15 protein-coding genes, 2 tRNA genes and 1 riboswitch are annotated in these 20,309 nt (G+C 73.4%); of the genes, 8 read left to right on the forward strand and 9 right to left on the reverse strand.

Annotated elements, in window-relative coordinates:
• Positions 1 to 333 (reverse strand): hypothetical protein (locus ABZX30_RS24340; protein WP_355936816.1); only part of this gene is annotated, 333 nt, incomplete at its 3' end.
• Positions 334 to 509: 176 nt separating this feature from the next.
• Between ABZX30_RS24340 and ABZX30_RS24345 the strand changes: the two genes are divergently transcribed.
• Entirely contained in the window at positions 510 to 2,045 is a 1,536-nt protein-coding gene (locus ABZX30_RS24345; protein WP_355936818.1) for an amino acid permease, read from the forward strand.
• 150 nt (positions 2,046 to 2,195) lie between these two features.
• Positions 2,196 to 2,268: transfer RNA gene (locus ABZX30_RS24350), tRNA-Lys, on the forward strand.
• An 84-nt stretch (positions 2,269 to 2,352) separates the two neighbouring features.
• On the opposite strand, the gene ABZX30_RS24355 is transcribed toward ABZX30_RS24350, so the two are convergent.
• From ABZX30_RS24355 to ABZX30_RS24365, 3 genes are all read right to left on the reverse strand, one after another.
• On the reverse strand, positions 2,353 to 2,919 hold the full coding sequence (locus ABZX30_RS24355) for a DUF4352 domain-containing protein (protein ID WP_355936821.1): 567 nt from the start codon (positions 2,917 to 2,919) through the stop codon (positions 2,353 to 2,355).
• Between the two features lie 268 nt (positions 2,920 to 3,187).
• Complete coding sequence (gene ribA / locus ABZX30_RS24360) at positions 3,188 to 3,829, reverse strand: GTP cyclohydrolase II (protein WP_355936824.1); 642 nt, start codon at positions 3,827 to 3,829, stop codon at positions 3,188 to 3,190.
• 142 nt (positions 3,830 to 3,971) lie between these two features.
• Positions 3,972 to 4,490, reverse strand: coding sequence for a MarR family transcriptional regulator (locus ABZX30_RS24365; RefSeq protein WP_355936827.1), 519 nt, complete (start codon positions 4,488 to 4,490; stop codon positions 3,972 to 3,974).
• A gap of 87 nt (positions 4,491 to 4,577) precedes the next feature.
• Here ABZX30_RS24365 and ABZX30_RS24370 point away from each other — a divergent pair, with 87 nt between their 5' ends.
• The 4 genes from ABZX30_RS24370 to ABZX30_RS24385 all read left to right on the forward strand — a co-directional run bounded on the left by ABZX30_RS24370 (position 4,578) and on the right by ABZX30_RS24385 (position 8,443).
• On the forward strand, positions 4,578 to 5,708 hold the full coding sequence (locus ABZX30_RS24370) for a dihydrofolate reductase family protein (RefSeq protein WP_355936830.1): 1,131 nt from the start codon (positions 4,578 to 4,580) through the stop codon (positions 5,706 to 5,708).
• A 69-nt stretch (positions 5,709 to 5,777) separates the two neighbouring features.
• Positions 5,778 to 5,851: transfer RNA gene (locus tag ABZX30_RS24375), tRNA-Met, on the forward strand.
• A gap of 334 nt (positions 5,852 to 6,185) precedes the next feature.
• Positions 6,186 to 6,352: riboswitch (cyclic di-AMP (ydaO/yuaA leader) on the forward strand.
• 11 nt (positions 6,353 to 6,363) lie between these two features.
• The gene (locus ABZX30_RS24380; RefSeq protein ID WP_355936833.1) at positions 6,364 to 7,395 is read left to right on the forward strand and encodes a M23 family metallopeptidase; all 1,032 of its coding nucleotides are present in this window, start codon (positions 6,364 to 6,366) and stop codon (positions 7,393 to 7,395) included.
• Between the two features lie 103 nt (positions 7,396 to 7,498).
• Positions 7,499 to 8,443: an aldo/keto reductase gene (locus ABZX30_RS24385; protein ID WP_355936835.1), complete on the forward strand. Its 945-nt coding sequence runs from the start codon at positions 7,499 to 7,501 to the stop codon at positions 8,441 to 8,443.
• A gap of 17 nt (positions 8,444 to 8,460) precedes the next feature.
• On the opposite strand, the gene ABZX30_RS24390 is transcribed toward ABZX30_RS24385, so the two are convergent.
• The 4 genes from ABZX30_RS24390 to ABZX30_RS24405 form a co-directional block, all read right to left on the reverse strand.
• Positions 8,461 to 9,804, reverse strand: a complete 1,344-nt coding sequence (locus tag ABZX30_RS24390) for a PrsW family intramembrane metalloprotease (RefSeq protein ID WP_355936838.1) — start codon at positions 9,802 to 9,804, stop codon at positions 8,461 to 8,463.
• Positions 9,805 to 9,814: 10 nt separating this feature from the next.
• Entirely contained in the window at positions 9,815 to 10,648 is an 834-nt protein-coding gene (trmB, locus tag ABZX30_RS24395; protein WP_355936841.1) for a tRNA (guanosine(46)-N7)-methyltransferase TrmB, read from the reverse strand.
• 55 nt (positions 10,649 to 10,703) lie between these two features.
• Positions 10,704 to 11,927 (reverse strand): L-2-hydroxyglutarate oxidase, encoded by a 1,224-nt coding sequence (gene lhgO, locus ABZX30_RS24400; protein ID WP_355936844.1) that lies wholly within the window; start codon positions 11,925 to 11,927, stop codon positions 10,704 to 10,706.
• A gap of 146 nt (positions 11,928 to 12,073) precedes the next feature.
• A complete protein-coding gene (locus ABZX30_RS24405) occupies positions 12,074 to 13,498 on the reverse strand; it encodes an MFS transporter (RefSeq protein ID WP_355936845.1) in 1,425 nt (474 codons plus the stop codon).
• A 704-nt stretch (positions 13,499 to 14,202) separates the two neighbouring features.
• On the opposite strand from ABZX30_RS24405, the gene ABZX30_RS24410 reads away from it, so the two are divergent.
• Both ABZX30_RS24410 and ABZX30_RS24415 read left to right on the forward strand, forming a co-directional pair.
• A complete protein-coding gene (locus ABZX30_RS24410; RefSeq protein WP_355936848.1) occupies positions 14,203 to 16,284 on the forward strand; it encodes an asparagine synthase-related protein in 2,082 nt (693 codons plus the stop codon).
• Between the two features lie 77 nt (positions 16,285 to 16,361).
• Positions 16,362 to 19,679: a BTAD domain-containing putative transcriptional regulator gene (locus ABZX30_RS24415; protein WP_355936851.1), complete on the forward strand. Its 3,318-nt coding sequence runs from the start codon at positions 16,362 to 16,364 to the stop codon at positions 19,677 to 19,679.
• Here the strand turns inward: ABZX30_RS24415 and ABZX30_RS24420 are convergent.
• On the reverse strand, positions 19,666 to 20,309 hold a 644-nt coding region (locus ABZX30_RS24420; protein WP_355936854.1), incomplete at its 5' end, for an NPCBM/NEW2 domain-containing protein. The genes ABZX30_RS24415 and ABZX30_RS24420 overlap by 14 nt on opposite strands.

The following is a 20,309-nucleotide window of genomic DNA, read 5'->3' on the forward strand; positions in this document are numbered from 1 at the left end:
GACGACCGTCGTGACGAGCGTCGTGACGACCGCCGTCCGTTCGACCGGGACCGTGACCGTGGTGCCCGTGGTTTCGAGCGTCGTGACGACCGTGGGGGCTTCCGCCGGGACGACCGTCGTGACGAGCGTCGTGACGACCGCCGTCCGTTCGACCGGGACCGTGACCGTGGTGCCCGTGGTTTCGAGCGTCGTGACGACCGTGGCGGCTTCCGCCGCGACGACCGCACCGGCCACCGTGGCAGCGACCGCCCCTTCAACCGCGACCGCCGCGACGACCGCCCGGGCTTCCGTTCCGCCGGCCACGACCGCCCGTACGGCCGTCGTGACGACCACCGCGGCACCGGCGGTTCCTTCGGCCGCCGCGAGGACAAGCCGCGCTGGAAGCGCAACGGCTGACGCCCAGTGACCTGAAAAGGGCCCGTACGACTCAGTCGTACGGGCCCTTTTCAGTCATCTTTCCAGTCACCTGTGACGCATGTCACGCCCTCGGCGAGGGAATCGCTGGGGGCATGACAGATGACGCGATAGCGAGTGGGCTGTCGGACGAGGAACGGCTTGCCCAGCTCGGCTACACCCAGGTCCTCGCCCGCCGTATGTCGGCGTTCTCCAACTACGCCGTCTCCTTCACGATCATCTCGGTCCTGTCCGGCTGCCTGACCCTCTACCTCTTCGGGATGAACACCGGCGGTCCCGCGGTGATCACCTGGGGCTGGGTGGCGGTCGGCCTGATGACGTTGTTCGTCGGCCTGTCGATGGCCGAGATCTGCTCGGCGTACCCGACGTCGGCGGGCCTGTACTTCTGGGCGCACCGGCTGGCGCCGCCGCGTTCGGCCGCCGCCTGGGCCTGGTTCACCGGCTGGTTCAACGTGCTGGGCCAGGTGGCGGTGACGGCGGGCATCGACTTCGGCGCGGCGTCCTTCCTGGGCGCCTACCTGAACCTGCAGTTCGACTTCGTGGTCACCCCGGGCCGTACCGTCCTGCTGTTCGCCGCGATCCTGCTGCTGCACGGCCTGCTGAACACCTTCGGCGTCCGGATCGTCGCCTTCCTCAACAACGTGAGCGTGTGGTGGCACGTCCTCGGGGTGGCCGTCATCGTCGGCGCGCTGACCTTCGTACCCGACCACCACCAGTCGGCGTCCTTCGTGTTCACGGAGTTCGTCGACAACACCGGCTGGGGCAGCGGCCCGTACGTGGTGCTCCTGGGGCTGCTGATGGCCCAGTACACCTTCACGGGCTACGACGCCTCCGCCCACATGACGGAGGAGACCCACGACGCGGCGACGGCCGGCCCGAAGGGCATCGTCAGATCCATCTGGACGTCCTGGATAGCGGGCTTCGTCCTCCTGCTGGGCTTCACCTTCGCGATCCAGTCGTACGACAAGGAGCTCACGTCCCCCACCGGCGCGCCCCCCGCCCAGATCCTCCTCGACGCGCTGGGCGCGACCACCGGCAAGCTGCTGCTGCTGGTGGTGATCGGCGCCCAGCTGTTCTGCGGCATGGCGTCGGTGACGGCCAACAGCCGGATGATCTACGCCTTCTCCCGCGACGGCGCGCTGCCCTTCTCGCGCCTGTGGCACTCCGTGAGCCCGCGCACGCGCACTCCCGTGGCGGCGGTCTGGCTGGCGACGACCGGGGCCCTGATCCTCGGCCTCCCCTACCTGATCAACAGCACGGCGTACGCGGCCGTCACCTCGATCGCGGTGATCGGCCTCTACCTCGCGTACGTGGTCCCCACCCTGCTGCGGGTCCGCAAGGGCGCCGCCTTCGCCCGGGGCCCCTGGCACCTGGGCCGCTGGTCGCAGCCGGTGGGCATCGTCTCGGTGGTATGGGTCGGCGTGATCACGGTCCTCTTCATGCTCCCCCAGGTCTCCCCGGTCACCTGGGAGACCTTCAACTACGCCCCGGTCGCCGTCCTGGTCGTCCTCGGCTTCGCCGCGACCTGGTGGCTGGCCTCGGCCCGCCACTGGTTCCTGAACGCCGGCCACGAACGCAACCGGGCCCGCGCGGCGTCCCGCGCGGGGGCGCCCGAACCGGTCGATCCCTGACCGTTCCGGCCTGTTCCGGCCTGATCCGGCCTGTTACGGATCGTTCCAGTTCGTTCCGGCCCGGTTCCACCGTCCGACGCGGCCGCGTCCCCGGATACCCGATCGGAGACACGGCCACGTCCGGCTATGCTCGGGGAGGCGACATCGCCTGGGCCCTTAGCTCAATTGGCAGAGCAGTGGACTTTTAATCCATTGGTTGTGGGTTCGAGTCCCACAGGGCCTACCGCATCGCCCCCAGCTCAGAGCAGGTTGGAGCTGGGGGCGAGTCCGTTTCGGGGGGGTGCCGGCCACGGGCGCCTCCTGCTCCCTACGCCTTGGGGATGGCCCACTCGGTGGGGTGGCCGACTTCGGGATCGTAGACGAGGCGCTGGGGGCGCTTGCCGCCGGGCACGGGGAAGGCGACGAGGCCTGCCGCACAACGGCCGGCCCGCACCGTCCTGTCCATGGGGTACTCGGGCTTCGGCATGTCGCCGCCGCTGTCGCCGGTGACTTGGATGCTGGTGCCGTCGGCGTAGGCCAGGGACCACGGGAACTGGCTGACGCTGACGTCGTCGCCGCTGGTGTTGCAGTACTTGACCTTGGCGACGGCCCAGGTGTCGCCGCCCTGGAAGTCTTCCGGCTCATGGGGCTGTGGCCCCTTGTAGGGCTGCTGGTAGTCCAGGGCTTGGACGGTGCCGTGGACGTCCTGGGCGTAGTCGTCGATGGCCTGCTTGGCGCCCATCTCGAGGATGCCGGCACGGGTGCCGGCCTTGGCGCCGGGTGACGCGGTGACGGTCTGGGTGACGGTGACGCGGATGGTCTGGGGTTCGCCACCGCTGCTGCAGGCGGTGGCGGCGACGAGCAGGGCTGCGCAGGCGGCTGTACGGGCGTTCATGGTCCCTCTGTGGCTGAATGATGGTGAGGGGGCATCATGCGCGCCGTGCGGTGCGTGCGGGGGCGGTGTGGCCGTCCTGTGACCCGAAGCGGTGGAGGAACGGCGAAGTCCCGGCCGGGGGGCCTGCCGGGGCTTCGCGGTGTGCCCGGGGGGTCAGGGCGCAGTCGTTCACCGGGATCGTGACGCGCCTCTCGGTGGTGCCGGGCGCCGCGGGCACCGGCCCGGCGGCCCGCGGGCGGGACCCGACGCGTCCCGGCGGCCCCCCGGCTCAGCCCACGCCGAGCTCCGTCAGCTCCGCGAGCGGCAGGGTGTGCTGGGTCTGGAGCACCTTCGCGCGCAGGTAACGCACGTTGTGCGCGGTGGTGAAGACCCCGGTGGGCACCCGGTCGCGGACGGCGAGGCCCAGGCCGCGCAGCTGGTCCGCCTTGTCGGGGTTGTTGGAGAGCAGGTCCAGTTCCTCGATGCCGAGGGCGCGGAGCATCTGGCCGGCCGACGTGTAGTCGCGGGCGTCCTCCGGCAGGCCGAGGGCGGCGTTGGCCTCGTAGGTGTCCAGGCCCTGGTCCTGGAGGGCGTACGCGTCGAGCTTGTTGTAGAGGCCGATGCCGCGGCCCTCCTGGCGGAGGTAGAGCAGGACACCGCCGCGGTCGGCGATGCGCTCGACCGCCTCGCGCAGCTGGGGGCCGCAGTCGCAGCGGGCCGAGCCGAAGACGTCCCCGGTCAGGCACTCGGAGTGCAGGCGGACCAGCGGGACGGTGCCGGGGGCGGGGCGGCCGAGGACGACGGCCACGTGTTCCTGGCCGTCGGTCAGGCCGTGGAAGGTGACCAGTTCGGCGTCGACGCTGTAGCCGTCGTGGAAGCGCAGCGGTACCCGGACGCGGGCGCGCGGGGTGGCGGCGGGGGTGTCGGGCATGCGGGTTCTCCCGGGTCCGGTGGTCATGACGGGGGCTGCCTCGGCTTTCTGCTTCAGATTTGAAGCAGTCCCATGGTCCGGAACCCTACGTCATGTTTTAAATTTAAAGCAACCTTTTTCGTGGCCCTGGGCGCCGGCCCGTTCAGGAGCAGGGCGGGGACGACCGGCGCCGCCAGGGCACCTCGTCCGGCGCCGTCCGGTCCGTCCCGTCCCCCTGGAGGGCGCGCACGATCCCGCCGCAGATCTCCTCGAGCTGCCCTACCTGCTCGGGGGCGAGGTGGTCGAACAGCGACGCCCGCACGGTCTCCACATGGCCCGGCGCCGTGCGCTCCAGTACGGCCGTCCCCTCGTCGGTCAGGGCGGCGACGCTGCCCCGCTTGTCCCACCGGCAGCTCTCGCGCCGCACCAGCCCGTCCTTCTCCAGCCGCGCCACCGCGTACGTCAGCCTGCTGCGGGTGATCTTCAGCGCCTCGGCGAGGCCGGTCATGCGCAGCCGGTGCTCCGGTGCCTCGGACAGCGTGGCCAGGATGGAGTAGTAAAGGTGGGGCATGCCCGCGTCCTGCTGGAGCTGTCGGTCCAGCGCGTCCTCCAGGAGGTGGGTCGCGGCCACGTACGCGCGCCAGGCGCGCTGCTCCTCGGGGGTGAGCCAGCGGGTCGTCATGCCACCAGTGTAAGTTTGTTTCAAACTTGAACCAAGATCCGGGTCCGTCGGATCCGTCCCCGCCCGCCTCCCGAAGAGAGCGCGTCGATGCCCCGTCCGTACGTCCTGCTGTCCGCCGCCGTCTCCCTCGACGGGTACCTCGACGACACCGGCCCCGACCGGCTGCTGCTGTCCGGCCCGGCCGACTTCGACCGGGTCGACGAGGTACGGGCGTCCGTCGACGCGATCCTGGTCGGCGCCGGCACCATCCGCGCCGACAACCCGCGGCTGCTGGTCAACTCGCCCGAGCGGCGGGCGGCCCGGCTCGCCGCCGGACGGCCGGAGTACCCCCTGAAGATCACCGTCAGCGGCTCCGGCGACCTGGACCCCGGCGCGAACTTCTGGCACACCGGGGGCGAGAAGATCGTCTACACCACCGACGAGGGCGCCGAGCGGGCCCGCGCCCTCGGCCTCGCGGCGGACGTCGTCCCGCTGGGCGCGGACCTCGACTGGCCCGCGCTGCTCGCGCACCTCCACGAGGTGCGCGGAGTGCGCCGCCTGATGGTCGAGGGCGGCGGCACCGTCCACACCCAGCTGCTGCTGCGGGGCCTGGCCGACGAGCTCCAGCTCGTCCTGGCCCCCCTCCTCGTCGGCGACCCGGACGCCCCCCGGCTCTTCGGGCCCGGCGGCTACCAGGGCGGGCGGCTGAGGCTGCTGGAGACGCGCCGCATCGAGGACGTCGTCCTGATGCGCTACGAGCCGACCGCGCCCGGCACCGGCCCGGTCGCCGTCGCGGCCGACCGTCACTGGCTGCGGATCGCCTGCGAGCTGGCCGCGCTGTGCCCACCCTCGCGGACGGCGTTCAGCGTCGGGGCGGTCGTGGTGGCCGCCGACGGTACGGAACTGGCCCGCGGCCACTCCCGCGAGGGGGACGATCCCGTGGTGCACGCGGAGGAGGCGGCGCTGGCCAGGATCCGGCCCGACGACCCCCGGCTGGCCGGCGCCACGGTGTACAGCAGCCTCGAACCGTGCGCCCGGCGGGCCTCCCGGCCGGCGCCGTGCGCCCGGCTGATCCTCGACGCGGGGATACGGCGGGTGGTCACGGCCTGGCGGGAGCCGGACACGTTCGTCACCGGCGCCGACGGCAGCGGGCTGCTGACGGCCGGGGGCGTGGACGTGGTCGTCCTGCCGGAGTACGAGGAGGCGGCGCAGACGCCGAACCGGCACCTGACGGACTGAGCCGAAAGCCCTGGTCGGAAAGGCGTGTGCGAGCGGTCCCGCGCATGGCGTACACTGGTGACACAACGACGCGGGGTGGAGCAGCTCGGTAGCTCGCTGGGCTCATAACCCAGAGGTCGCAGGTTCAAATCCTGTCCCCGCTACTGAAGACTCAGGGCCGGAATTCCAGTACATGGATTCCGGCCCTGAGTGTTTCTCCGGAGTATTTGCCCGGGACCGGCCGTCACCCCGACCCCGATATCACGCACGGTCACGCACCGAGCGCCCTCCGCATCACGTCTGAGTAACCATCAAAACCCCTGTTACTCCTGAGGCGCTCGCGCCGGATGCAACTCGCCCGAATTTCACCGGTCATGGGTCATAAGTTCCTCTGTGAAAACCATAATGATCAAGCCGAACGGCTTGGAAACTGACAGGTAGGTCTATTAACGTTCGATAACGCAGCGCGGTCGTCCCAGCCGTCACCCGAGGCGGCTCCGTGCGCGCATGCCGAATCCCGCAAGGGAACCGGGGAACCACCACCTTGGGGTGAATCACGCGAACGCCGCCGTCCACTCGCTGAGTCGACGACCGGTATACGCGCGTAGGAGACCTTCCCGCTCCGAACCCGTCAGCTAACCCGGTAGGCGTCACGGAAGGAAAGGAGCACGCCCGCGTGGCGTCAAACCCGCCTGCCCCCACAGCCCCGTTCGTGCCGAGCCAGCGCACCGACACCTTCGGCTACGGCGAGTACCGCAGCGACGAGGGCCCCTGGGAGGAGTGGAACCCCACCGAGGACTCCCTCCGCCCGGCACGCGGCCGGCACCGCGTCAGCAAGCAGCGCGGCGGCGGGCTCGCCCGCAGCTCCACCGTCCTGGGCGTCGGCGTGATAGCCGCCGTCGGCGCGGGCGGCATGGCCAGCGCCAACACCGGCAAGCCGCCGGTCTCCATCTCCCTGCCCGACCTGCCCTCCGTCGGCTCCCTGCTCGGCGACGACGGCCACGGCGCCAAGGCCGCCACGGCCACCCTGACCCACGTCGGCGTCGCCACCGCGGCCAGTGACCAGGACAGCACCGACGCCGGCGAGGCCCTGCGCAACCGGATCATGGCCCAGGCCGAGCAGCAGCAGAGCCAGGTCGACGGCAGGGCCACCGCGGCCGCCGTGGCCGCCGCCGAGAAGCAGTCCGCCGACGCGGCCGCCAAGGCGGAGAAGGCGGCCGCCGCCAAGGCCGCCGCCGCCAAGGAGCAGGCGGAGGCCACCGCCAAGAAGAAGGCCGAGGCCGAGCGCCTCGCCCGGCTGGCCGAGCAGTACACGCTGCCGACCTCCTCGTACACGCTCACCTCGACCTTCGGCGAGGCCGGCTCCATGTGGTCCTCCGGTTACCACACCGGCCTGGACTTCGCCGCGCCGACCGGCACGCTCATCAAGGCCATCCACAGCGGCACGATCACCGAGGCGGGCTGGGCCGGCTCCTACGGCTACCGCACGATCCTCACCCTCGACGACGGCACCGAGTTGTGGTTCTGCCACCAGTCCTCGATCAACGTCAAGGTCGGCCAGAAGGTCGGCACCGGCGAGGTCATCGGCCGCGTCGGCGCCACCGGCAACGTCACCGGCCCGCACCTGCACCTCGAGGTCCACCCCGGCGGCCAGGCCACCGGCATCGACCCGATGGCGTGGCTGCGTGGCAAGGGCCTCACCCCCTGACGCGTCCCCCGGTGCCCCGGCAGCCCTGACGACGACCCCCCGACGTCGGGGCTGCCGGTCCGTAGCGGAATGTGAGCCACCGCCGCGGTTGTTGGATCAAGGCATGACTTCTCTACGCAAACTCGGCCACTCCGACCTCCAGGTCTTCCCGCTCGCCCTCGGCGGCAACGTCTTCGGCTGGACCGCCGACAAGGCGCAGTCCTTCGCCGTCCTCGACGCCTACGCGGCCGCCGGCGGCAATGTCGTCGACACCGCCGACTCCTACTCCGCGTGGGCCGACGGCAACGAGGGCGGCGAGTCGGAGACCATCATCGGCGACTGGGTGAAGTCCCGCGGCAACCGCTCCGACATCGTCATCGCCACCAAGGTCAGCCAGCACCCGCGGTACCAGGGCCTGACCGCCGACACCATCAAGGCCGCGGCCGACGCCTCCCTGCGCCGCCTCGGCACCGATCACATCGACCTGTACTACACCCACTTCGACAAGACCGAGGTGCCGGTCGAGGAGATCATCGGGGCGCTCGACGAGCTGGTCCGGGCGGGCAAGGTGCGCTACATCGCCGCCTCCAACATCTCGCCCGAGCGCCTCCAGGAGTCCCTCGACTTCTCCGAGCGACAGGGCCTCGCCCGGTACGTGGCACTGCAGCCGCACTACAACCTCGTCTCGCGCGACACCTACGAGGGTCCGCTGCGGGACGTCACCACCCGGGCCGGCCTCGCGGTCGTGCCCTACGCCTCCCTCGCCTCCGGCTTCCTCACGGGCAAGTACCGTCCCGGCACGACCGTGGAGAGCGCGCGGGCGGGCGGTGCGGCCAAACACCTGGAGACCGGGCGGGGACAGCGGGTCCTGACCGCCCTGGACGAGATCGCCGCCGCGCACGACGCCCCGGTGGCCACCGTGGCCCTCGCCTGGCTCGCCGCCCAGCCCACGGTGGCGGCCCCCATCGCCTCGGCCCGCACGGTGGACCAGCTGCCGGCACTGCTCGGGGTGGCCGAGCTGGAGCTCACCGAGGAGGAGCTGACGCGCCTCACCGAGGCGTCGGCGTAACCCCCCGCGTCATCCCGTCACGTCCGGTACGGGTTGTAGGCGGTGTACGGCGCCGCCGGATACCCGTAGCCGGGGCCGGCGCCGGGCGCGGGCACGTACCCGTACGCCCCCTGCACCCCGTACACCGGCCAGGGAGGCGCAACCGCCGGGGCCGAAGCCCTCGCCGCGTACTCCAGGGCGGGCCGCGCCGCCTGCCGCCTGCTCCACAGCTCGTCCAGCAGTTCCCGCTCCCGGACGACGAAGTCGGCCCCCGCCCTCCCGCGCTGTCCCCGGTGCCGCCAGAACGCCAGCGAGGTCGCGTACGCCTCGTACTGCGCCACCGCCCGCGCGGCCGGCTTGCCCCCGTAGTGGCGGGCGTAGTCACGGGCCATCTGCCGGGCCCGCATCGAGGCAAGCGCGAACGGTTCGCCCGGCCCCAGCCACCCGGCGAGGACGTACGCCGGGAGCTCCTCCCGCACGGTCCGCAGCTCCCGCTGGCGCGTCCAGATCACCAGCCAGGTCAGCAGCGCGAACGCGGGCAGCATGAAAGTCCCGTACACGGCGAAGAAGCCGTACTCGCCGAAGGTGGAGGAGCCGTTCCACAGCGCGTGCGTGCCCATCGCGAGCAGCAGCCCGCCGAGCGGCAGCAGCACGCGCCGCACGTGCTGCCGGTCGGCGGACAGGGCGGCGACGCCGAAGCCGATGCCGGTCATGACGGTGAACAGGGGGTGCGCGAACGGGGACATGACGACGCGCACGAAGAAGGTCGCGGCGGTCACGGAGGCGATGCCGCGGTCGCCGGTGATCTGGTCGGTGCCGAAGGCGGTACCGAGGTAGAGGATGTTCTCGGTGAAGGCGAACCCCGTGGCGGTGACCCCGGCTATCACCACGCCGTCCACGATCCCGGTGAAGTTCCGTCTGCGGAAGAGGAACACGAGCAGCACGGCGGCGGCCTTGGCGGACTCCTCCACGATGGGCGCTATGACGGTCGCGCCGAGGGTGTCGGCCCTGGACGGGTCGGCCGTCGTGGCTATCCACCGGGTGGCGAAGCTGTTGGCGACGATGGCTATCAGCGCCGCCGCGCAGGCCCCCCAGGCGAACGCGAAGACGGTGTTCCGCCAGGGGCCGGGCTCGACCCGGTCCAGCCACCGGAAGGCGGCTATGAGCAGCGGGACGGGCAGCACGGCCAGCCCGAGCCCGACGAGGAACCCCTCCGTGCCGGTCTGCTGCCGCACCAGGGCCAGGATGACGAGCCCGGAGAGCGCGAGCAGCGCGATCAGCGCCCCGTACCGCACCCAGCCGCGCTGCCACCAGTGCGGGTGCCGGAGCTCACCGTCGACGGGACCGGCGGGGTGCGTCGGGTACGGGGGAAAGGTGGCCACGGCACTGACCCTAACGTCGCTGCTGCTCCCGGTGCTGTACGCGGCGGAACAACAGATCGTTCACCACGTGTCCCTTGTCCAGGCCCTGCCCCTCGAAGCGGGTCAGCGGACGGAAGGCGGGACGGGGCGCGAAGCCGCCCTCGGGCCGGGTGTTCTCGAAGTCCGGGTGCGCGGTCAGCACGTCCAGCATCTGCCCGGCGTACGGCTCCCAGTCGGTCGCGCAGTGCACGACCGCCCCGGGCCTCAGCCGGGCCGCGGCCAGGCCCAGGAACTCCGGCTGGATCAGCCGCCGCTTGTGGTGCCGCTTCTTCGGCCAGGGGTCCGGGAAGTAGACGCGCAGCCCGTCCAGCGAGTCCGGGGCGAGCATCTCGCGCAGCAGGATGATGGCGTCGCCGTTGCCGACCCGGACGTTGGCGAGGCCGTCCCGGTCGGCGAGGTTCAGCAGGTTGCCCTGGCCCGGGGTGTGCACGTCCACCGCGAGGATGTTGGTGCCGGGGTCCGCGGCGGCCATCCGCGCGGTGGCCTCTCCCATCCCGAACCCGATCTCGAGCACGACCGGGTTGTCGTTCCCGAACAGCTCGGCCAGGTCGATGACCCGCCGCCCGTCGATGTCCAGCCCCCACTTGGGCCACAGCCGCTGCAACGCGTCCGCCTGCCCCGCCGTCACCCGGCTCCGCCGCGGCTGGAAGCTCCGGATCCGCCGCTCGAAGTGCGACCCCGCGGGATCCGCCTTCGGCCCGTCGGGGAAGCGCGGCTCCCCTTTGGCGCGGCTGTGCCGGAGGGACACACCGGGGGCGGGAGACGGCGTGCCGGGGGTTTCGGGGGCGTTCAGCGAGTCAGACACAGTGAGGACGATTTTACGCGGGCCGCCCGGGCCCGACGGACGAGCGGGAGGGGGATCACACCGGCGTCTCCAGCGCGGCCAGCGCCCGCCGCGCCACCTCCCGCCCGATCGGCAGCGAAGCGGTGGCGGCGGGCGACGGCGCGTTCAGCACGTGCACCGCCCGGGCGCCCTCCCGGATCAGGAAGTCGTCCACCAGCGTGCCGTCCCGCAGCACCGCCTGCGCCCGCACCCCGGCGGGCGCCCGCACCAGGTCATCCCGCTCCACCGCGGGCAGCAGCCTGCGTACGGCCCGCGTGAAGGCGCGCTTGGACACCGACCGCCGGAACTCCCCGAGCCCGTACCGCCAGTGCCGCCGGGCGATCGCCCACGCCCCCGGCCAGGCCAGCGTCCCCGCCGCCTCCCGCGGCCGTACGACCCGCCAGCCGTACCCCTCGCGGGCCAGTGCCGGCACCGCGTTCGGTCCGACGTGCACGCCGCCGTCGATCCCGCGCGTGAGATGTACCCCGAGGAACGGGAACGCCGGATCCGGCACCGGATACACCAGCCCGCGCACCAGCCCCGGACGCGCCAGCTCGTAGTACTCCCCCCGGAAGGGCACGATCCGCACCCCGGGCTCGTCCCCGGTCAGCCGGGCCACCTCGTCGCAGTACAGCCCGGCGCAGTTCACCAGCACCCGCCCGCGCACGACGTCCCCGCCCGCGGTCAGCACCGCGACCCCCAGCTCCGGCCGCCGGTTCACCCGGACCACCCCGGCCCCGTACCGGATCTCCGCCCCGGACGCCTCGGCCAGTTGCCGCGCGACCCCGGCGAAGTCGCACACGCCCGTCGTCCCGACGTGTATCGCCGCGAGCCCGCGGACCTCCGGCTCGTACTCCGTGATCTGGGCCGGGCCCAGTTCCCGCACCGGGATCCCGTTCTCCCGGCCGCGCTGCACGAGCGCGTGCAGCCGCGGCAGCTCCTCCCGCCCGGTGGCGACGATCAGCTTGCCGGTGACGGCGTGCGCGATGCCGTACTCCGCGCAGAACTTCACCATCTCGGCGGCGCCCCGCACCGCGTACCGCGCCTTCAGGGAGCCGGGCCGGTAGTAGATCCCGCTGTGGATGACACCGCTGTTGCGCCCCGTCTGGTGCCGGGCCGGTCCCGGCTCCTTCTCCAGCACGGTCACGCGCGTGCCGGGCGCGGCGCGCGTGATCGCGTACGCGGTGGAGAGCCCGACGATCCCACCACCGATCACGAGCACGTCGCAGTCGTAACCGATCCCCGGCCGCACCTGCACCACCTCCCACCTCGATAGTGCACTGCGCCACTGACAACGCCTTGAAACCCCGGAACGGGGGCGCGCCCCGAAAGGGCACGGGGCCGTGCCGGCCCGCGGCTGTGCCGCGCGGGCGCGGACACCCGGCGTCCGGGGCCCCGCCGGAGCGCCTACGCCGGCGCCATCAGCAGCGGCCGGGCCCGCTCCCGCAGCTCCACCACCCGTGGCTCGTCGCCGTACGGCTCCAGCCGGTGCAGGAGGTCCTTCACGTACTCGGTGGTGCGCGCCGAGGAGATCCGCCCGGCGACCTCGACCGCCCGCACGCCCTGCTCGCAGGCCGCGTCCAGATTGCCGGACTCCAGTTCGGCGACCGCCGAGACGACGAGCCGGAGCCCGTGCGAGCGCACGAACTCGTCCGTCGGCTTGGACAGCGCCTGCTCGGTGAAGCGGCGGACCTGGCGCGGGGCCTTCAGGTCGCGGTAGCACTCGGCGGCGTCGGCGGCGAACCGGTCGTAGCCGTAGAAGCCGAGCCAGGACGGATCGTGGTCGCCCTCCCGGGACCGCTCCAGCCAGCCCTCGGCGGCACGCAGCGCCCCGCCGGCCGCGTGGGCGTCGCCCGCCCGCGCGTGTGCGCGGGCCTCGACGAGGCGGAAGAAGCTCATGGTGCGGGCGGTGGCCAGGCCGCGGTTGCGCTCCACGGCGGCCTGCGCGAGGTCCACGCCCTCGTCGCCGAAGCCCCGGTACGTCGCCTGCAACGACATGGAGGCCAGCACATAGCCGCCGAGGGGGACGTCCGCGGCCGCGCGCGCGAGGCGCAGGGCCTGGATGTAGTAGCGCTGGGCGGCCTCCTGCTGGCCGGTGTCGAAGGCCATCCAGCCGGCCAGCCGGGTGAGTTCGGCGGTGGCCCCGAACAGGGCGCGGCCGACCTCGTCCGCGTACGAGCCGAGCAGCAGCGGCGCCGCCTCTACCCTGAGGCACTCGGGCACCATCGACGAACGCCAGTCGCCGCCTCCGTACTTGGAGTCCCAGCGCCTGGCGTCCTCGGCTGCCTCCCGCAGCTTCCGCACATCGCTGTGGCCGACTTTGATCGGTGCGCCGGAGCCCTCTGTGGGGTTCGCGTCCCGCGCGACCGAACTGTCGGCGGGGGTTATCAGCCAGCGTGAGGCGGGCGTTGCGTATGCGCTCACTGCGAACGAGCCGGCCAGCGACTGCCAGATGCCGCCGGAGCCGGCCCGGCGCCCGGCGAGGTCGAGGCGGTACAGCTCGGTCGCCGACCGCACCGCCTGTCCCACGTCCCTGGGGAAGGCGAGGCCGACTTCGGGGGCGGGATCCGCGTCCGCCAGGCCGATCTCGTGGAGCGGCACCGGGCGGCCGAGCTTCTGGCCGATGGCCGCGGCGATGAGGTGCGGCGCGGCACCCTGCGGCACCATGCCCTTCGACACCCAGCGCGCCACCGACGTCTTGTCGTAGCGAAGAGTCAACCCGCGTTGAGCGCCAAGGTCGTTGACGCGTCGCGCGAGTCCTGCGTTGCTGATTCCCGCGAGGGCGAGAACGGCGCCGAGTTTTTCGTTCGGCCCGCGTTGCTCCCTGGACATGCGCCACCCCTCGACACAGACGGCTGCCGCGCTGGCATAACCACGCGGCATTCGTAAACCCAGCGTAGTTCGCCGCATCCCAAGCGTTAAGGGGCATTCTTCCGGATGGCGGGATTGTGGTCCGTCCCGGACCGCCGGTCCTGTACGCACCGTGCACGGGCTGTCGCGCCGTGCCCCCGTCGTGTGGCCGTGCGCCCGTCCGTGCGCTCTTCTCCGGCCACCTCGGGAGCGGTTCCATGGCTCGTGCGTGGGTCGGCCCGCTGTACTGGATCCAGTGGGCTGGGGGACACCGCCGCCTTCATCCCCGCGGGTGGCGGACCGGTCCGGGAGGCGATGCCCGCCTCCCGGACTGTGCGCTGTCCGTGTGTTGCGCAGGGCATGTACGGAGCGTGCGCACGCCTGCCCGCACTTCGCCGAATTGGCTGAAAATCGACCCTGTCTTTCGGATGCGATCCTCGTTCCTACCATGGAAGTTGAGGGCGCGAAGGGCGTTTTAGGGGAGCGTTTCGGGGGCGCATTCGTATCGCAACGGCCGTGTGCCGTAAGGGCGTCGGGGGCCGTCCGACTGCCGCACGGGTGCCCGCGCGGGCCCGCGCCGACGGCATCGAAGGCGGCGCCGCCGCCCCTCGGGTGCGCGTTCTTCATGGCAGCATGGGACCCGGTTCGTACGGTGCACTGGTTGTCCACAGCCTGTGGAGGCGTCCATGCGGTGGTTGGTGGGATGGAGCAGCACCGCCGCGGGCGCCGTCGGAATCGGCTCCGCCGGCGCTGTCGGCGGCGACGGCGAGATCGTGCACCCGATCGGCTCCCAACTCCTGTGGGGCGACCCGGATCCGCTGTGGGCGGTCGGCGACTGGCGCCCGGACGAGGTGCGGGTGGTCAAGGCCGACGCCCAGAACCGGATCGCCGTCCTCGGCACCTGCGGAGCCTCCGACGAGGAACTGCGGCTCGGCCTGTTCACCGCGCGCGGGGGCGCACTGCGCCATCTGACGACCTGGCCCGGCAGTTACACCGCCGTCGTCCAGGTGGGCCGCCGCGTCACCGTCTGCGGCGACCTCGCGGGCGCCCGCCCGGTGTTCCACACCCCCTGGGCGGGCGGCACCGCCTACGCGACGGCCGCGCTGCCGCTCGCCGACCTCATCGAGGCCAACCTCGACTTCGGCCACCTCGCGGCCCTGCTCGCCGCCCCCGACGTGCCGGCCGCCCTGTACGAGTCCACACCGTACGAAGGCGTGCGGCGCGTTCCGCCGGGACACGCGCTCATCCTGCGCGCCGGGTCGCGCGAGATCGCCGGGTACGAGCCGGTCGCCTCCCTCGCGGTGGCGGCGCCGTCGGCCGACCCCGGCCACGCGGTGGACGCGGTGCGCGACGCGCTCGTGGACGCCGTCCGCGCCCGCCTCTCCGCACCCCGGCACGTCCCCGGCGCCGACATCGACCCCGGCCCGGTGCCCGGCATGGGGCCGGCCGAACGGCGGGCCGCGCGCGGCATGCCCGTACCGGGGATCGGCGCGGACCTGTCCGGCGGACCGGCCTCGGGCACGCTCGCCCTGCTGGCGGCCGGGCTGCCGGGCAGGCCGGGGACGGTCCTCGGGCACGGCACGGGTGCCGGGGAGCGCCTGGTGGCCGTCACCTTCAACGACCTCGCCGTGGGCGGGCAGGAGGCGGAACTGGAGCGCGCGGGGACGCTCGCCGCCAACCCGCGCCTCCACCACGTGGTGGTCACCGGCGGCGAGGAGGTCCTGCCGTACGCCGACCTGGACGGGCCCCTCACCGACGAACCCGGGCCGTCCCTGATCACGGCGGCCCGCCACCGCGCGCGCCTGGCCGCCGGCAGCGCCGACCACTTCACCGGACACGGTGCCCGCCAGGTCCTGGACGCCCACCCCGCCCGCCTGGCCGACCTGCTGATGGACCGCAAACGGCGCCACCTGGTACGGCCGGTCGCCGCGCTGGCCAAGGCGGACGGCTCGGTGCTGGTCCCCGCGCGCGTGTACAGCGCGGCGCGGCGGCTGGCGCGGACGCCGTACCGCACCGGCGTCGAGGCGCTCGCCGAGCGGCTGCTGCGCCGCCGCTTCGACGACCCCGGAGGCGCGGTCGGAGCCTCCCTCGCGGCGCTCACCTGGGCCAGACCCGGGCCGGCGGCACGTTGGCTGACCGGAGAGTCACTCGCTGAAGTATCGGTTCTGCTCCAGGGGGCGGTGAACCGCTCCGGCGTGGGCCCCGGCCAGCGCCCCGGCGACCATCGCGCGCGTGCCGCACTGACCCGCTACGCCGCGGACGTCCGCGTCCTCGAACAGGCCGCCGAGATCCGCTTCCAGCGCCTGCACGCCCCCTTCCTCGACAACCAGGTCGTCCGTGCCTGCCGCGACCTCCCCGAGGCCCTCCGCGTCCAGCCCGGAGCACGCGCCGACATCCTGCGCACGGTCCTGGAGGGCACCGGCATCACCGACCTCCCGCCCGGCTGGGGCGCCCCCTCGCACGCCTCCTCGGCCGCCGCCCGCACGGGGCTGCGGGTGGCCGCCGACTCCCTGGTCTCCCTGTTCGACACCCCGCTGCTCGCCGAGGCCGGCCTGGTCGAGGCCCGCGTCGTCCGCAAGGCCCTGCGCGGCGCCGCGGCCGGCGAACCCCTCCCGCTGGACGGTCTGGCGGACCTCGTCTCCCTGGAACTGTGGCTGCGCCGCCTGCTGTCCCGCCGGGGCACCTGCTGGACGGGCACACCGGCACGCGCGCGTGCGGTGCCCTCCGGGATCACTCCACGGCGGGGGGCGCTGGCCTCCGGGGGGTGAGCAGTCGCCTCGTCCTCGAACGCCGGCCGGACCGAAATGCACGCGCCCGGCGCTTTCGACACCGCCACAATGGCCTGATGCGGTACGGAATCCTGGGCGTGACCCGAGCGACGGACGACCAGGGCACTCCCCTGTCCCTGGGCGGTCAGCGCCTGCGTGCCCTTCTCACCGCCCTGGCCCTGCGCCCCGGCCGCACCACCACCCCCGAGACCCTGATCGGCGAGGTCTGGGCGGACGCCCCGCCCCAGGACGCCCCCGCCGCTCTCCAGGCGCTGGTCGGCCGGCTCCGCCGTGCGGTCGGCAAGCACACCGTCGTCTCGGAGACCGGCGGTTACCGCCTCGCGGCGACGCGCGAGGACGTCGACCTCTTCGTCTTCGAGCGCATGGTCCGCGACGGCATCGCCGCCCTGGACCGCGACGACCCGGCCACCGCCTCCCACCTCCTGACCGACGCCCTCGCCCTGTGGCACGGCCCCGCCCTGGCCGACCTCCCCGACCGCACCGCCGCCGTCCGCCCGGAAACCCTCCGGCTGGAAGCGGCCCGCGCCCGGGCCGACGCGGCGCTGCGACTCGGGCGCGCCCACGCCGTCGTACCGGAGCTGACGGAGCTGACCGCCGTCCACCCGTACGACGAACCGCTGCACGCCCTCCTCATCCGCGCCCTGCGCGACACGGGCCGCACCGCCGACGCGCTCGCCGCGTACGCGTCCGTCCGCCGCACCCTCGCCGACGCCCTCGGCACCGACCCGGGCCCGGAACTCCAGTCCCTCCACACCTCGTTGCTCCACCAGGAGCCGCCACCCCGGCTGACACCGCCGTCGCCGCCACCGGCACAGGCGCCCGGCCCGCCCCGCCGCACCGGCAACCTCCGCCCCCGCCTCACGTCCTTCGTCGGGCGGGAACCCGAGCTCGAAGCCGTTCGTTCGGACATGCACAGGAACCGTCTCGTCACCCTCACCGGACCCGGCGGCTCCGGGAAGACCCGTCTCGCCGAGGAGGCCGCCGCCGGGCACCCGCAGGCGTGGCTGGTCGAGCTCGCCCCGCTCGACCGGCCGGAGGCGGTCCCCGGCGCGGTGGTCAGCGCGCTCGGACTGCGCGAGACCGTGCTCATGGCCAAGGACCTGGTGGCCCCTCAGGACGACCCGGTCGCCCTGCTCGTCGAGTACTGCGCCCCGCGCAGCCAGCTCCTGATCCTCGACAACTGCGAACACGTCATCGGTGCGGCCGCCCACCTCGCCGAAACCCTGCTCACCCGCTGCCCGGATCTCACGATCCTCGCCACCAGCCGGGAACCCCTCGGCGTCCCCGGCGAGTCGGTGCGCCCCGTCGAACCCCTCGTCCCCGAACAGGCGCACCGGCTCTTCGCCGAGCGTGCGGCGGCCGTCCGCCCCGACGCCCACGCCGCGCTGAAGGACACCGCGGCCGTGGCCGAGATCTGCCGCCGCCTGGACGGCCTGCCGCTCGCCATCGAGCTGGCCGCGGCCCGGCTCCGGCTGCTGACGCCCCGGCAGATCGCCGACCGCCTCGACGACCGTTTCCGCCTCCTCACCTCGGGCAGCCGCACGGTCCTGCCCCGCCAGCAGACCCTCCGCGCGGTCGTCGACTGGTCCTGGGAGCTGCTGGACGAGCGGGAGCGGACGGTCCTGCGCGAGGTGTCGGTGTTCGCCGGCGGCTGGGACCTCGCGGCGGCGGAGGCCGTGTGCACCGGCCCGGTCGCGGACCTGCTCGGCGCGCTCGTCGACAAGTCCCTGATCGTGGCGGCGCCGTGCGAGCACGACGGCGCCGCCCGCGACAGCGGCATGCGGTACCGCATGCTGGAGACCATCCACGAGTACGCCGCCGAGCGCGCCGCCGAACGTCCCGGTCCGCGCGCGGCGGCCGAGCGGCGGCACGGCGCGTGGGTGCGCGCACTGGTCGAGAAGGCCGACCCGCTGCTCCGGTCCGGGGATCAGCTGCCGTGGATCTCCCGCCTGGAGACGGAGCTCGACAACATCCGCGCGGCCCTCGACCGCGCGGTGCGCGCCGGCGACGAGGCGCAGGCCGGCGCCCTCGTCCTCGGCATGGGCTGGTTCTGGTGGCTGCGGAACTACCGGCAGGAGTCCACGGCGTGGGTGCTGCGCGTCCTGCGCCTGGGCGTCGCCCTGGACACCGCCCCCGAGGGAACCCCGCCGGAGGAACTGCGCGCCCTGGCCGAATCCGCCGACCCGGTGGGCGCCTTGCTCGAAGCCCCGGACGGGGAGACCGGGCATCCCCGGCACGCCCTGCGCATGGACCTGCGGATGCTGCACCTCTTCCTGACGTCCGAGTCCGCCTCCCGGGGCCTCGCCTCGGACGAGCGGGCCCCCGCCTACCTTGCCCGGGTGCAGAAGGCCTTCCAGGACGGCGGTCCGCACGCCGCCCGCATGCCCGGCCTGCTCTGGCCGATGACCGCCTACTACCTGGGCCAACCGGTCGACCTGCGGCCCCTGATGGACGCGGTGGTCGCCAACTGCCGTCGGTACGGCGGCGACTGGGAGACCGGTGCCGTCCTGATGTTCCGCACGCACATGGTCGTGGACTCGCCCGGCAACCTGCGGGGCGTGGACGACGACCTCGCCGAGCTGCGCCTGCTCGGCGGGCGGGCCGGGGACCGCTGGATGCGGGCGCAGGTGTGCAGCGCGGCGGGCGAGGCGGCCATGGTGCGCGGCCGGTACGAGGAGGCCGGGAGCGAGTACGAGGAGGCGCTGCGGCTCGCCTACGAGGTGGGCGCGTACGCCGAGTCACCGTTCCTCCTCGCCCGGCTCGCCGAGATCGCCTACCGCTCCGGCGACCGGGAGGGCGCGCTGGCCGGCCTGGAGGAGGCGAGCACGGCGGCCGACCGGTACGGGGTGGCGGACTCGCGGGCCTTCATCCTGCTGCTGCGGGCGCACTTCGCGCAGCACGACGGGGAGACCGCCCACGCACGCGCACTGTGGGAGGCGGCCCGCGCGGAGATCCGGCACGGCACGCCTCCGCCGCAGTTCATGGCGGGACTGCACGCGACGGACGCCCTCATCACCGCCGGCGAGTCGGGCCCGGCGCACGGGCTGCCGATCATCGTGGACGCCCTCCGGCAGGCTACGGAGCAGCAGTGCGCGGAGTCGATCACGGCGGTGCTCGTGGACATCGCGGCGGACCTGCTGGCCCGGACGGGCGACCTGGCGGGCGCGGTCCGGCTGTTCGCCGCCGGTGAGCACTGGCGCGGCGGCCATCCGCGCCCCGAACCGGAGCACACCCGGGCCGAGGAGATCCATGCCACCGCGCGGACCACCCTGCCCGGCGACCGCTATACGGCCGAGCGGGCCCGGGGCGCCACGTTCACCGTGGACGACGTGCTGCGTGAGCTGGGCCGGACGCCGACCGCTACCGGCAGGTGAACCGGGCCTCGGCCCAGTCCGCGAGCGCCGCGGAATCCAGGGCACGGCGCGGCTCGGTCACCAGCCGCACCGTCCGGTGCCCGGCCAGGTTCACATGGACCGGGACAGCCGGGTCACCGCCCTCGACCACGCCGGACTTCCACAGCCGGGCGCCGTCCGCGTACACGGAGAAGGAGACGGAGAAGGCGACCTCGCCGAGCCTCGGTGTCAGGTCGTCGACGCCGATCAGCGCGTCAAAGGCGGAGCAGGAACGGTTGAGGTCCACGGTGACGGAGGACGCGCCGTGGACGGTCACGCCGTGCGCGTACCGCTTGCCGGCGACCGTCACGCCGTACCGCTGCCACACCCAGCTGCTGTCGGCGATCCGCATCTCGGGCGCGGTGCCGTCGCCGGTGACGTCGTACCGCAGCCCGCTCCACCGGTAGACGACCGGCGTCGGTGCCGGCGGGGGAGTGGGCGTCGGGGCCGGCTTCGGGGTCGGGGCCGGCGTGGACCGCGTCGGTTCGGGGGACGGGGCCGGTGCGGTGCCCGGGGCGGTAGGGGACGGGGTCGGGGACGGCGCCGGCCCGGTGCTCGGGACGCGGGCGGACACGGGAGCCGGGCGCGGCGTTCGGCGGCGGCCAGCGAGCT

It is taken from the genome of Streptomyces sp. NPDC004542 (genome assembly GCF_040610035.1).
Taxonomy (GTDB): domain Bacteria; phylum Actinomycetota; class Actinomycetes; order Streptomycetales; family Streptomycetaceae; genus Streptomyces.